Consider the following 13,441-nt stretch of genomic DNA (forward strand, 5'->3'; position numbering starts at 1 on the left):
CAGCTATCCGGCGGCGATCGGCCCGCCGGACGGACGGGGACGTGCCCGCCGCGGGCGCGTCACGGCACCCGGCGGGCCATCCCCGGATAGACCACGACCAGCCCGTCCCGGTCGAACTCCAGGTCGCTGCGGTAGTCCCCGGAGGCGTACCGCACCCGCCCGCCGCCGTCCGTGCGGCCCAGGTGGGTGTAGCTCTGCCGCGCCGCCCGCACCGCGAGGCCGGGCACGGACACGAAGGCCACCAGGAAGTCGTGCGCCCCGCCGCGGTGCAGGCCGTGCCGCAGCACCGGCATGGTGTTCGTCAGCGGGGACATGCCCAGGTCGCAGTCGAGGGCGCCCGCCAGTTCCGGCAGCGGGCGGCCGTCCGCCGTCCAGCTGCCGTCCTGCTGCCGCAGCTCCAGCCGCCGGGCGCCGGAGGAGTCCTCGGCGCTGACGGTCAGCCGCCGGGTGGCGTACCGCTCGTCGGTCTCCAGGACGTACTCCACCCAGTACGGCTCCGGCCGCACCCCGACCGCCCGGCCTCTGCCCCGCAGCGCCCCTTCCTCCCACTCGACCCACGACGTCTCGACCCCACCGGTCTCCTCGACGCTCCATGTGAGCATCCGGACCTCGCCCATCGGCACCTCCAGCCACCGTCACGATCTTCCCCCGGCCTTTCCAACGCCCCGCCCGCCGCCGCCGACACGCCGCCCCGCGAACCGCACCCGAACGGGCCGGACCAGCCATGATGGGGCCATGCCGCAGATGACCGAGCCGCAGTGGCGGGCCTTCCTCGCCCACGGCACCCGCACCGCCAAGCTCGCCACCACCCGCGCCGACGGCCGTCCGCACGTGGCGCCGGTCTGGTTCCTGCTGGACGGCGACGAACTGGTCCTCACCACCGGCCGCGACACGGTCAAGGGCCGCACGCTCGCCCGCGACCCGCGGGTGATGGTGTGCGTGGACGACGAGCAGCCGCCGTTCTCCTTCGTGCTCGTCGAGGGCGTGGCCACCCTCTCCGAGGAGCCGGACGAGCTGCGCCGCTGGGCGGGCCTGATCGCCGGCCGCTACATGGGCGCGGACCGGGCCGAGGAGTTCGGCGCCCGCAACGGCGTCCCCGGCGAGACGCTGGTCCGGGTGCGGATCGAGAAGGTCATCGCCCAGGGCGACCTCGCCGCCTGAACCGCCGTCACCGCGCCGGGCGCACCGCCGTGGCCGGGCGTCACGACGTCGCCTCGCGCGCCCGGTCGCCGAAGGCGCGCAGGCGCTCGATCAGGGCCGGTGGCGACTGGACGTGGAAGGGCAGGTTCAGCATCAGCAGGCGAACCGCCATCCAGTCGATCCGGTCGGCGTCCACCTGCCAGCGTGACGTGCCGTCGGGGAGCGCGACGACCTCGCCCGGCGCCTGCCCGAGCCGCGCCCGCAGGACGTCGGCGGGCGCGTCCACGTCCACCACGGCCGGGGCCGTGGGCCACAGGTTGCGCAGCTTGGACTCGACGAACTCCGCCGCGTCGGCGGCCGGAAGCACCCGGTGCGCCGCGCGGGCGCCGGTCGCGGTGACGTCGGTGAGCCGGTCGGCCCGGAAGATGCGCCAGTCGTCGCGCGCCAGGTCCCAGGCCACCAGGTACCAGCGCCGGGCGCTGGCGACCAGCCGCTGCGGTTCGACGTGCCGGCGGGACTCGGCGCCGTCGCCCGCGCGGTAGGCGAAGCGGACGGTCTCGTGGTTGGCGATCGCCCCGGCCAGGACGGTCAGCGCGGACGGCTCGACGCGCGGGCCGCCGCCCGTCATCGTCACGACCGCCGAGCCCAGCGCGCCCACCCGGTGCCGCAGCCGCGACGGCAGCACCTGCTCCAGCTTGGTCAGCGCGCGCAGTGACGCCTCCTCGATGCCGTCCACCGCGCCGCCCGCCGCCGCGCGCAGGCCGACGGCGATGGCGACGGCCTCCTCGTCGTCCAGCAGCAGCGGCGGCAGCGCCTTGCCCGCGACCAGGCGGTAGCCGCCGGCCGAGCCCATCGTGGCCTCGACGGGGTAGCCCAGCTCACGCAGCCGGTCGACGTCCCGCCGGACGGTGCGGGTGGTCACCGCGAGCCGTTCGGCCAGTTCGGTACCGGACCATTCTCTCGGGGTCTGCAGCAAGGAGAGCAGATTCAGCAGTCGTGCCGGGGTGTCCATCATGATTTCCAGAGTCCGCGCCATATAGGACAATTTCTGTCCTACATGGCTCATAGCGTAGGGCCTGTCAGCGAACGAGGCAGGCAGGAGCCCAGGAATGAATACCGAGCGCAGGCGCTGGATCGCCCTCGCCGTGGTGATGACGGCGAGTTTCATGGATCTGGTCGACGCGACCATCGTCAACATCGCCGTCCCCAGCATCCAGCGCGACACCGGCGCCGGCTTCAGCGCGGTGCAGTGGATCACCGCCGGTTACGCCCTGGCGTTCGCGGTCGGCCTGATCACCGGCGGGCGGCTGGGCGACATCTACGGCCGCAAGCGGGTGTTCCTCCTCGGCACCGCGGGCTTCACGGTGGCGTCGCTGCTGTGCGGGCTGGCCGCCAACCCCGAGATGCTGGTGGCGACCCGCATGCTGCAGGGTGTGACGGCCGCGCTGATGGTGCCCCAGGTGCTGTCGATCATCCACGCGACCTTCTCCGGTGAGGAACGCGGCAAGGTCTTCGGCATGTTCGGCGCGATCATCGGGCTGGCGGCCGTCACGGGCCCGCTGCTCGGCGCGCTGCTGACGCAGTGGAACATCCTCGGGCTGGAGTGGCGGCCGATCTTCCTGATCAACCTGCCCTTCGGGATCGCCGGACTGCTCCTCGGCCGCCGCTTCATCGACGAGTCGAAGGCCCCGCAGGCGCTCCGGCTCGACCTGGTCGGCGTGGCCCTGGCCACCGCGGGACTGCTGCTGCTGATGTACCCGCTGGTCCAGGGCCGGGAGAACGGCTGGCCGCTGTGGGGGTACGCGATGATGGCCGGCGGGCTCGCCGTCCTCGCGGTGTTCGTCCGCTACGAGCGGGCCAAGGCCGCCAGGGACGGTTCGCCGCTGGTCGAACTGGTCCTGTTCCGGGCACGCAGCTTCGCCGCGGGCATCGGCGTCCAGCTCGTCTTCGGCGCCGCGTGCGGCATCTTCTTCCTGGTCTGGACGCTGTACATGCAGATCGCCCTCGGCTGGTCCCCGCTGCACGCCGGGCTCACCGGACTGCCGTTCACCGTCGCGTGCTCGGCCTCGGCCGGTATGTCGGTCCAGCTGCTGGTGCCGCGCTTCGGCCGCCTGGTGCTCCAGGCCGGGGCGCTGGTCACCGCCGTCGGCGCCCTGCTCTACATCGGGACGGCCGCCCGGTACGGACACTCCGTCCACTCCTGGCAGATGGCCCTGCCGCTGGTCGTGATGGGCCTGGGCATGGGCATGATCTTCTCGCCGCTGACGGACGCGGTGCTGTCCGACGTACCGCAGGAGCACGCGGGCTCGGCCTCCGGCCTGATCAACACCACCAACCAGCTGGGCAACGCCTTCGGCCTCGCACTGGTCTCGCTCGCCTTCACCGGCTCGACCCCGGTGCGCGCGTTCGAGCACGCGATGCTCTGGATGGTCGGCGCGCTCGTCGTGGTCGCCGTCCTCATGACGGCCCTCCCCCGCCGCGCCGCCCGCGCGGCCGAAGCCGCCGCGCCCGCGGACGAGGCCGCCAAGGCGCCCGCCCTGGCGGGCTGACACCCGCAGCCGACCGGGCCCGCCGTGGCCGGGAGACCCTCCCGGCCACGGCGGTTCGCGTGGGCACCGCCGGGCGGCCCGAGGCCGCTCCTGCCGCGTGCGGGCGTCAGCCCCGGAGGATCTCCCGGAGCCGCTTCGCCTCCTTCGCCACCCGCGCGGGCCGGGCCAGCGCCGCCAAGGCGTCGATCTCGGGTACGTCGGCGCGTATGCGGGCGGTCGCGGCGCATTCCGCGCCCAGCGCCAGCAGATCCGGCAGTCCCCTGCGGCCGGGGTCCGCGGCGACGGCGCCGGTCAGGGCGCGGACGACGTCCCACACCTGTGCGCAGGCCCCGGCGCGGGCGGCGTCGCCGAGCGCGGCCACGAAGCGGTTGGGCCGGGCGATGCCCTCCTGCCACAGCGCGGCGAGGGCGGCGCCGAGCGCGGGCGCGTCCAGGCGGCCGCGCGCGGCCAGCGTGAGCAGCGCGTCGACGGCCGCGGTGCGGCTCTCCCCGCCCGCCGCCGTCAGGACGCAGCCGAGGGCGAGGTGCACCACCGGGCCGGGGGCGCCACTCGCTTCCGCGAGCAGCGGCAGCACGCGGTCGGCGTCGTTCGGCGCGCCGGTGCCGGCCTGGCGGAGGAGCCGGGGCAGCGCGTGGGCGGCGATCAGCTCCGGGTGGTGGGGGACGATACCGGGCCACGCGCCGATCAGGTCGTCCGAACCCGGGTCCGTCCGGGGCCACAGGTACGGGTCGGGCCGCAGCGGGTCGGGGGTCTGCGCCAGGACGAAGGCGAGCGTGCCCGCCCGCGGGGGGACGGCCGTGGTCATGAGGGGCGCGACACGGGGCACGCTGACCTCCTGGCCCCAGCCCTGCGGTATCTCGGGGCTCCCCAGCGGCTGGGTGTGGAATCCGGTGAGGACCGGCAGGACGACGCGTGCCCTCTTCCGTCCAGCCACGACCCGTACCCGTGCGGTCAGCTCGGCGCGCGCCGCGGCGGGAATCCTCAGCAGGGACTGTTCGAGGTCGTCCGGCCAGGGCCGCACGGAGTCGGCCCGGTAGCGGTCCAGCCGCCGGGCGAGCACCTCCGGGTCGATCGAGCCGTCCGGCGCCGTGGGTGTGGCGAGCAGGAACGGCGCCCGGCGGGAGGGCAGTCGGCCGGCGATCTCGTGGATGCGCCGGACCGGTACGTGGTTCACGCTCGTGAAACGTTCACGGATCAGGTGGCGGTGTGCCTCGTGCGCGGCTCTCGCGGGGCGCCCGGCGAGGACGTCCATGAGGCAGGCCAGGGCCACGCTCACGACCGTCGCCGACCAGCCGGTGACCCCCGTCCGGGCGGGGCGCCGGGCGGCGAGCGGCGCGAAGGCGGCCGCGACCGCGGGCGCGTCGGCGTGGTGCAGGGCCACCGCGCCTTCCAGCACCCGCTCCAGCTCCATCGGTTCGACGCGGCGCGCGGCGAGGAGTGCCGCGTACCGCTCGGCGAGTTCGGCCGGTGAGGCGACCGCCGGGGGCAGTCTGCGGACGGGCACGCCGGGGAGCCGCGGGGGCTCCGCCTCGGCGGCCCGCTGCTCCCCCAGCAGGCGCGCGGCGTCCCCCCGCAGGGCCGCGTCGAGCGACCCGGCGGCTTCCCGCAGTTGCTCGCGCACCTCGGGGCCGGCGAGCGCGAGCCGGCGGGCGGCGAGGCCGAGCGCCCGTTCCTGGACGGACGCGGCGGGGTGGCCGAACGCGAGCGCCGCGGTGGCGACGAGCCCGGGGGCCCGCGCCGGATCCCGGCGTACGGCCTTGTCCATCCAGCCGAGCTGGGTCGTGGCGAGGGCGGTCTCGGGCCGGGTGAGGACGGCCGCGCACAGCTCGGCGAAGTCCGCGGGCTCCAGGCGGCCCGCGGCGTCCAGGTCCTTGAGGAGTTTCTGGGCCGTCCTGGCGACGGTTCCGGCGCCGTCGGCGGCGAGGCGGACGTACATGCCGGCGCGGGCGGCCGTCTCGTCCGGGGTCGGGGCGATCCGGTCGTGCAGCGCCGTGAAGCCGCGCAGCGTGCCCGGCCGGTCGCCGCGCAGCAGCTTCGCCAGGCACAGGTCGAGCAGTTCGTCCCGGTCGAGGACGCCTTCCGCGGCGAGCGCCGCCAGCGCCGTGGGCCAGTCGTTGTCGGCGCCGAAGTGCACCGCGTAGCGGTCGGCGAACTCGGCTCCGACGCCCTCCACTTCGAAGAGCCGCGGGAGGAACTCGCGCAGCCGCGGTTCGGCGCGCAGCCAGGACAGCAGCGTCCTGGGGCGCGGCTCCGGCTCCGGCTGGAACTGGACCGCGGGCCGTTCCCACGTCTGGTGGTGGCGTCCGTAGCGCATCAGACTGCCCTCGGAGACCCAGCCGCGGATGAAGCCGTCCGTCGCGGGCAGCCGCGTGCCCGACCGTACGGCCAGACCGTAGGTGACCAGCCAGGGCGCCAGGCCCTGATCGGTCGGCAGCCATGCGGCCAGCCGGAGGGCGAGGTCGCGCTGCCACGCGGGATCGCGGTGGTCGAGCAGCAGCAGGTCGAGGATGTCCCGGGCGTCCACGCTCCGCGCGCCGCCGCCGGGGAGCGGCCAGCTCGTGGTGAACAACCGGCGCTGCGTCAGCCAGCCGAAGGCCTGGTGCGGGGTGGCCGAGCACAGGATCCCGGCGACGTACGTCGCGGCCACCTGGTCGTAGGCCTCGACGTATTTCCCGGCCTCGGACATGTCGCGCCGCAGCCGGATGCGCAGCGCCTTGACGTGGGGCTGCAGTTGCCGCAGCCGGGACACCGGGAAGGGCGCGAGGCGCGCGACGACCCGCTGCGGCACCTGGCCCGCGATGAGGGCGCGCAGTTCGTCCCACTCGACCGCGGGGCCCTTTACTTCGGGGCCCTCCGCCGCGGGGCCCTTCGCCGCCCCGGCAGGTGCCGCCGTGGCTGTCGTACGCGTCGTGCCCGTCGTCACCGCCATAGCCGTCGTAGCCGTCATAGCCCCCGTACCGTCCACCGTCGTCATGCCCCTGCCCCTGCCCGTACCGTGCCGCCGGCCGACTCCCGCCCCCGGAGCGCGAGCTGCACTCCCAGGACGTGCTTGCAGGGGCCCCGCCCGCCCCCGTACCGGGCCCACCACTCGCAGGTGCAGGACCAGCCCGCCCGGGTGCGGCGGACGTGCTGCCGCCCGTCGTCGACCGCCGCCGATCCCTCGGCCCCGTCCCATGCCGTGAGGCGTACACGGCCCTCGGCGACGAGGGCGCGGGCGCCGCCCAGACGCGGGTTGCAGCGTGCCACCGCCTCGGCGTCGAAGGGCAGTTCGCGGTGGAAGTACCCGGCCTCCGCCGGGCAGTACCCGATCCGTCCCGCTCCGGCGAGCACGGCCAGCGCCGCCCGCACCCGTTCCTCGGTGAGCCCGCACCGCCGCGCCAGCTCCCGTACGTCGATCCGGGCCTGCCAGGCCAGGCACTCGCCGACCGCGACGGCGTCCCGCTCCTCCTCCGCCGGGAGCATCCCCTGGAGGTTCGCCCCTTCGCCGGAGAAGCCGCGGGCGGTGTCCGGCGAGAGCACCAGCAGCAGCCGCATCCCCGGCAGTTCGACCTCCCAGGCCCCGGCCTGCGGCTCCCCGCCGGGCGCGGGCGGCGGACCGTACAGCGTCAGCGCCCGCGCGAAGCGCAGCACCCGCGTGAGCGCGCCCAGCCGCTCCGGTCCGGGCAGGCACACCGCTCCGGGGACCGGCCGGGACGTCAGCCGCAGCGCGCCGCCCGCGGCCACCGCCCACTGCGCCGGGCCGGACCCTCCGCGCGGCAGCGACCGCAGGAAGCGCACCGCGGCCGCGGCGGGGACGCGCGCCCGCTCGTCGAATCCGGCCAGGACCGCCTGGACCTCGCCGAATCCGCGGACCCACCGCTCCGGCAGCGCCACCTTGCGCTCGACGACCGGCTCCCGGCTCGCCGCGGCGCGCACCTCCAGCTCCTCCGGCCCGACCCGCAGGTGCAGCGCCTCCCCCGGCCGGACCGCCGACAGCGCGTCCCGCAGCGGCAGATTGACGTCCACATTGGTCGTCCCGTACCCGGTCACCCCGTCGAGGCCGTCCGCCAGCACCTCCAGCTGCGCGTAGACGCCCCCGCACGCCGAGAAGGACTCGAACCGCAGCCGGTTCCCGTGCCCGGTCACCACCGGGTCCAGCAGCCCCGACCGGCGCCGCCGGTAGTCGGCGGCGGCGACGTCCGCGACGGCCAGCAGCGCCGCGGCGGCCTCCTGCGGATAGCGCAGGGCCCCGGCGAAGAACCGCGCCTCCCCCGACCACCCGTCCGGGGTCACGGCGCCGGACGTGGCCAGCCGCAACTCCCCCTCGGAGGAGAGCGTCGAGGCCCCGCGGTAGGCGTATGTCTGCGTCAAGGTCGGCATGTGGCAGAAGGTATCGGCCTGCTCTGACAACCCGGTCTGACGGCCGGGAGCACCACCGTCGCCGGGGTCCGCCGCGCGGGCCTCACACCGCGCGCAGCTCCTTCTCCTCGGCCGCCCGCGGGACCTGACGCTCCTTCCGCCCGGCGCGCGGCAGGGCCGCGAGCAGGACCGCCGCTCCGAGGAGGGCGACGGCCGCGATCCAGCCCGCCCCCACGTGCAGGGCGTGGACGAACGCACGGTCGGCGGCCCGCGCGATGTCCGGCCGGTGCGCGACGGCGGCGACGTGCCGGGCCTGTTCGGGGGAGACGCGCGCCTGCTCCCGCACCGCGCCCGGCGCGCCCTTCAGCGAGGGCTCGATCGCACGCCGGTACACCAGCGACATGATCGTGCCGCCGACCGCGATGCCGAGCACGCCGCCGGTCTGCCGCACGGTGTTGGTGACGGCCGACCCCGCCCCGGCCCGGTCCAGCGGCAGGTCGCCGATCAGCGCGGCCGTGACCGGGCCGATCACCGTGCCGACCGAGAGGCCCTGGACCAGCAGCAGGATCTCGATCCACACCGGTGGCGTGTGCAGTCCGAGGAAGCCGTACCCGCCCATCGACAGCGCGGCCACGGCCAGCGCGGGCACCGCGACGGCCCGCAGCGACAGGCGGCGGACCAGGCGGGTGCCCAGGGGCGCGCCCGCGAGCGCGCCGACGGCCGTCGGGACATTGGCCAGACCCGCCCGCATCGGTGAGTACCCGAGCGCGCCCTGGAGGTAGAACGCGTTGAAGAAGGTGACGGCGGCAACGCCGAAGAGCAGCAGGCCGAGGGCGGCGTTCCCGCCGCCGAACGCGCGTTGCGCGAGCAGCCGCGGGTCGAAGCCGGGTGCCTTCGCCCGCAGTTCGACGACGACGAAGACGGCCAGCAGGAGCAGACCGGCGGCGATCGGCGCCCAGACGTCGGTCCGCCCCCACGCGGCCACCTGCCCCGCCCGGATCAGCCCGTAGGCCAGGGCCACCAGGGCGCTGACCGACAGCAGCATTCCGGCCGGATCCAGCGGACGCCGCGCCGGGCTGCGGAAATTCGGCACCAGCACGGCGAGCCCGGCCAGGGCCAGCGCCGCGACGGGGACGTTGATCAGGAACACCGAGCCCCACCAGAAATGGTCGAGCAGGAATCCCGCCAGTACCGGACCGGCAGCCATTCCGACACCGGCCGACGTCGAGAAAATGCCGATCGCGGCGGCCCGCGCGGGCCCGGTGAAGGTCCACATGAGAATGGCCAGGTTGGCGGGCGTGACGAGTGCGCTGCCCACCCCCATGGCCGCTCGCGCGGCGATCAGCTGCCCCGCGTCGCCCGCGTACGCCGCCCACAGCGACGCCCCGGCGAAGACCACCAGCCCGGCCGCGAACACGGTCCGGTGCCCGAAGCGGTCGCCCAGCGCGCCCGCGGTGAACATCAGCGTGGCGAAGGCCAGGGTGTACGACCCCGTCGCCCACTGCAGCTGACCGGGGTCGGCCCCGAGTCCGCGATCCGGGTCGGCGAGGGTTTCCAGGGCCGTGCTCAGCACGGTGTTGTCCAGCCAGATCAGCAGGGAACAGAGCATGAGAACGGCGAGAACCAACTGCTGCCTGAATTTCGGCAACGAGACGGGAACAGTCATGAACACCTTCGGGTATCGGCGGGCGAGCACCAGGGAGAACGGACCATAAACAAAGCCCATGGCACTGTCAACCAGGGTTTTTCCCGTCAATGTCCTTGCACCCGAACGGATTTCATGCCCTCCGGTGGATGTGCGGACCGAGGAATTCTGTGCCCTCCCCGGATTTGCGATTCCGCGGATTTCATGCCTTCCGCGGAGTTGCGGCCGAGCCGGTTTCCTGCCCTCGGCTGTCCGGTCCCGTCCGCCGGACGGGCGGATGAGGCAACTGCCGCCCACGCGGCGCTCCGGCCGGAACAAGGCGTTCGACTCCGGTGAAGTCCGGCGCGTGGCTGCCGTCCGGGCTCGGGTACAACGTCAACGCCTACGTCGGCTTCACCCCGCCCTCCGCCCTCCGGGGCGGACGGTGCTGGCTACCGCGCGGTCTCGTAGGCGGCGACGTTCCGGGAGACCGCGGTGAGCAGCGGCTGCAGACGGTCGACGAGCTGCTGGTAGTCGCTCGTCCGGCCGTCCGACCACTGGGCCGTCCCGATCACCATGGCCCGCACCTGGCCGGTGAAGGCCTGCACCATGCCGCTGTCGGCGGGCAGGGTGGGCAGGCCCGACCCGGGCGGCGGGACCTGGGCGGCCACCTCGTAGTCGTCGACGGCCAACGTCAGTTCGGTCACCATTTTCAGCATGTCCTGCGGCTCGTTCATCGTGAACACCGCCAGGTTGAACTGGTCGTCGTGCGCGTCCTTGTAGAGGGCGACCTCCTCGCCGACGCAGCCCGCGCTCGCGTCGATCATGGCGATCAGCCGGGGTCCGACCGAGTCGGGTGCGGTGCAGGACGGCATCGTGACCATGGCCACCCTGGTGAACGTGTCGGCGCCGCCCGCGACCTGTTCCGGGAACGCTTCCGCCAGCGGGACCATCGCCCGTACCGCGGCGGGGTTCACGGTGGAGGCCGCGGGGCTCGGCGCGGACGCACGCGCGGTGGGCGCGGTCGCCGCGACGGCCGTGTGGGGCGAGGGGCCGGCCGGCCTCAGCACGAGGACGGCCGCGACCACCGCCGCCACCGCCGAGGCCCCGGCGACCCACGGCAGCGTCCGCTTCCGCCTCCGCGCGGGGGCCGCACCGGGCACGGGGGCGGTGGCGGTCTCCCTGGCGAAGCGCAGGACGAAGTCGTTCCACTCGTCGTCGCTTATGTGACGGTGACCTGCGGGCATGTCGTCGTTCGTCGGCACGGGGGAACGGTAGTGGCCATCACCTCCGGGCGCTTGCGGCACGAGGTCACAGCATGATCACTTTCCGGCCGAACGTGTTTGCAGGAGCACCGGCATCCCCAGCCCCACCACCCGTACACCGAGGGCAGCACCGGCCACCCCTCCCACCACGCCGCCGCCGAGGCCGAACCGTCGTGCACCGCGTCGTCCTGACCGCGGCGCGCATCCCGGGGTGTTCCACCGCTGTTCCCGCCGCCTGCGCCCGCTGTTCACCACGGGTCCGATCCGGTATTCACCCGCCGCTGGCACGTTCCGCTCGTGACTCCTTCCTCTCCCGGCCCCGTGACCCGCCGCGCCACGCTCAAGGGCGCGGCCGTCACGGCAGGCGCGCTGGCCTTCACCTTCTCCGCCCGTTCCTTCGACGCCGAGGCGGCCGCCGCGCCCGCCCACAGGGGCGTGTTCGGCTACGGCGTCGCCAGCGGTGACCCGACCGGCACCGCGGTCGTCATCTGGACCCGGGTGACCCCGCCGCGCCGGGGCCCGAAGGACCCGGTGGCGACCCCGGGCAGCGGCCTCGGCGCCCGCACGCACGTGACCTGGGAGGTGGCGCGCGACCGCCACTTCACCCGGGTCGTCCGGCGCGGCGACCACCTCACCCACCCGGACAGCGACCACACCGTCAAGGTCGACGTCGAGGGGCTGAAGCCGTACACCCGGTACTTCTACCGCTTCAGGGCCGCGGGCGAGACCAGCCCCGTCGGGCGCACCCGGACCGCCCCGGACGTCCCCGGCCGGTCCCACGCCCTCCGCTTCGCCCTGGTCACCTGCTCCAACTACACCGGCGGGTACTTCACGGCCTACCGGCAGATCGCCACCCGCGACGACCTGGACTTCGTCCTGCATGTGGGCGACTACATCTACGAATATCCCAACGGCCCGGTCTCGGACGCCTCCGACCCGGACGGCCGCTACGGCCCCGCCGAGCTCGTCGGCATCCGCGACGCCGAGCCCGCCAACACCCTGCTGACGCTGCGGGACTACCGGCTGCGCCACGCCATCCACAAGGCCGACCCCGACGCCCAGGCCGCGCACAACGCCCACCCGTGGATCACGATCTTCGACGACCACGAGGTGGCCAACAACGCCTGGGACACGGGCGCCGAGAACCAGGACGCGGGCACGACCGCCGCGCAGTTCCAGCAGCGCCGTGAGGCGGCGTACCAGGCGTACCTGGAGTGGATGCCGTTCCGTCTGCCCGACCAGAGCCGGCGGGTGCCGCACCGGGGAATCCGCTTCTTCCGCCGCTTCACCTTCGGCACGCTCGGCTCCCTCTCCATCCTGGAGACCCGCCAGAACCGCAGCCGCCAGGTCGAATTCCCGGGCTTCACCGGCCAGGGCGGCGGCTTCATCCCGACCGCGCTGCCCGGTCTCACCGACCGGTCCGACGCGGCGCTGGCCGACCCCGCCCGGCACCTTCCCGAGCCGGAGCAGCTCGCGTGGCTCAAGGCGGGCCTCAGGTCCGACGACGGCTGGCACCTGATCGGCAACCAGGTCGTGCAGACGCCGGTCCGCTTCCCCGCCGCCGCCCTGGCACCCGCCGCGATCAAGAGCAACGGCGGCCCGCTGCCGGACACCGCGCTGCTGGTCAACTCCGACCAGTGGGACGGCTACCAGGCCGACCAGGCCGCGGTCACGGCCGCCTACGCCGCCTCGCCGGGCGACGTCGTCGTCCTCACCGGCGACATCCACTCCTCGTGGGCGACGGAGATCCCCGCCACCGCCGGGGCCACGGCGCCGGGCACGACCGGCTACACCCCGGCCGCCGTCGAGTTCGTCACGCCGTCCGTGACCTCGGACGGCTTCTACGAGCAGGTCGCCCCGCAGCTCCAGGCCCGCAACCCCGCGGTCACCCCCGAGGAGGTCGTGGCCACCGTCGAGCAGCTCATCGCCTCCTCACGCCAGGTCAACCCGTGGGTGCGCTACCTCGACGGGGTCGGCCACGGCTTCACCGTGCTGGACGTGACGAAGGAGCGGGTCCAGGCGGACTTCTACCTCACCCCGACCCCGACCGGCGCGCAGCCGGACCCCCGGGTCGTCCCGACCGCCGTCCCGGTCTACCGCACCAGCTGGCTCACGGTGAAGGGCACCAGCACCCTGTCCCCGGCGAGCACCCCGGTCGGCCCCCGCGCGGACAACCCCGCGTAGCACCGCCCCCCGGTGCGGGCCCGCGTTCGGGGCCCGCACCGGGCCGCGCCGGGGCCGTGCCCGGCGCCGCCCCGGGTACCGGCCGACGGTCGGGCCGGTCGCCTCGACGAGCGCCTCACCGCTCCGCCGGCCCGCCGGTCGCGAACGGCGAAGAGCGAACGGCGAACGGCGGCAAGGATCTTGACAACGTTGTAAAAGCCGGAGGAGCATCACTTGCCGGTCCGATGACAACGTTGTCCGTCTCGGCGGGCGCCCCACCACCCTCCGGGGCGCCTCTCCTCCCCCGTACGTCCGAAGGGCAGGAAAGTGTCAGCCAGATCCTCCTCCTCCGATTCCTCCCG

General features: G+C 74.6%; 9 protein-coding genes. 3 read left to right on the forward strand and 6 right to left on the reverse strand.

Features of this window, described 5'->3' with window-relative positions; all coding sequences use genetic code 11:
• Window positions 1-59 precede the first annotated feature (59 nt).
• Window positions 60-617 carry a putative glycolipid-binding domain-containing protein gene (locus ACWERV_RS29360; protein WP_452938710.1) on the reverse strand — a complete coding sequence of 186 codons (558 nt, stop codon included), beginning with the start codon at window positions 615-617 and terminating at the stop codon, window positions 60-62.
• A gap of 118 nt (window positions 618-735) precedes the next feature.
• Between ACWERV_RS29360 and ACWERV_RS29365 the strand changes: the two genes are divergently transcribed.
• The gene (locus tag ACWERV_RS29365) at window positions 736-1,161 is read left to right on the forward strand and encodes a PPOX class F420-dependent oxidoreductase (protein ID WP_398191403.1); all 426 of its coding nucleotides are present in this window, start codon (window positions 736-738) and stop codon (window positions 1,159-1,161) included.
• A gap of 40 nt (window positions 1,162-1,201) precedes the next feature.
• On the opposite strand, the gene ACWERV_RS29370 is transcribed toward ACWERV_RS29365, so the two are convergent.
• Complete coding sequence (locus ACWERV_RS29370; RefSeq protein WP_452938713.1) at window positions 1,202-2,155, reverse strand: helix-turn-helix transcriptional regulator; 954 nt, start codon at window positions 2,153-2,155, stop codon at window positions 1,202-1,204.
• Window positions 2,156-2,249: 94 nt separating this feature from the next.
• Here ACWERV_RS29370 and ACWERV_RS29375 point away from each other — a divergent pair, with 94 nt between their 5' ends.
• Window positions 2,250-3,689, forward strand: coding sequence for an MFS transporter (locus ACWERV_RS29375; protein WP_452938716.1), 1,440 nt, complete (start codon window positions 2,250-2,252; stop codon window positions 3,687-3,689).
• A gap of 106 nt (window positions 3,690-3,795) precedes the next feature.
• Here ACWERV_RS29375 and ACWERV_RS29380 read toward each other — a convergent pair whose 3' ends face one another.
• The 4 genes from ACWERV_RS29380 to ACWERV_RS29395 form a co-directional block, all read right to left on the reverse strand.
• Window positions 3,796-6,618 (reverse strand): DUF7825 domain-containing protein, encoded by a 2,823-nt coding sequence (locus tag ACWERV_RS29380; RefSeq protein ID WP_452938718.1) that lies wholly within the window; start codon window positions 6,616-6,618, stop codon window positions 3,796-3,798.
• A 41-nt stretch (window positions 6,619-6,659) separates the two neighbouring features.
• Window positions 6,660-8,048, reverse strand: a complete 1,389-nt coding sequence (locus tag ACWERV_RS29385) for an SWIM zinc finger family protein (protein ID WP_452938721.1) — start codon at window positions 8,046-8,048, stop codon at window positions 6,660-6,662.
• Window positions 8,049-8,130: 82 nt separating this feature from the next.
• The gene (locus ACWERV_RS29390; RefSeq protein ID WP_452938724.1) at window positions 8,131-9,636 is read right to left on the reverse strand and encodes an MFS transporter; all 1,506 of its coding nucleotides are present in this window, start codon (window positions 9,634-9,636) and stop codon (window positions 8,131-8,133) included.
• Window positions 9,637-10,103: 467 nt separating this feature from the next.
• Window positions 10,104-10,916, reverse strand: coding sequence for a hypothetical protein (locus ACWERV_RS29395; RefSeq protein WP_452938726.1), 813 nt, complete (start codon window positions 10,914-10,916; stop codon window positions 10,104-10,106).
• 297 nt (window positions 10,917-11,213) lie between these two features.
• Here ACWERV_RS29395 and ACWERV_RS29400 point away from each other — a divergent pair, with 297 nt between their 5' ends.
• A complete protein-coding gene (locus ACWERV_RS29400) occupies window positions 11,214-13,100 on the forward strand; it encodes an alkaline phosphatase D family protein (RefSeq protein ID WP_452938728.1) in 1,887 nt (628 codons plus the stop codon).
• Window positions 13,101-13,441: the final 341 nt, after the last annotated feature.

It is taken from the genome of Streptomyces sp. NPDC004031 (genome assembly GCF_053604375.1).

Excerpts from the sequence above, each read along its gene's own strand:
- ACWERV_RS29370 (WP_452938713.1), bottom strand. The coding sequence starts at position 2,155 with ATGATGGACACCCCGGCACGACTGCTGAATCTGCTCTCCTTGCTGCAG.
- ACWERV_RS29385 (WP_452938721.1), bottom strand. The coding sequence starts at position 8,048 with ATGCCGACCTTGACGCAGACATACGCCTACCGCGGGGCCTCGACGCTC.
- ACWERV_RS29375 (WP_452938716.1), top strand. The coding sequence starts at position 2,250 with ATGAATACCGAGCGCAGGCGCTGGATCGCCCTCGCCGTGGTGATGACG.
- ACWERV_RS29360 (WP_452938710.1), bottom strand. The coding sequence starts at position 617 with ATGGGCGAGGTCCGGATGCTCACATGGAGCGTCGAGGAGACCGGTGGG.
- ACWERV_RS29380 (WP_452938718.1), bottom strand. The coding sequence starts at position 6,618 with ATGGCGGTGACGACGGGCACGACGCGTACGACAGCCACGGCGGCACCT.
- ACWERV_RS29365 (WP_398191403.1), top strand. The coding sequence starts at position 736 with ATGCCGCAGATGACCGAGCCGCAGTGGCGGGCCTTCCTCGCCCACGGC.
- ACWERV_RS29390 (WP_452938724.1), bottom strand. The coding sequence starts at position 9,636 with ATGCTCTGTTCCCTGCTGATCTGGCTGGACAACACCGTGCTGAGCACG.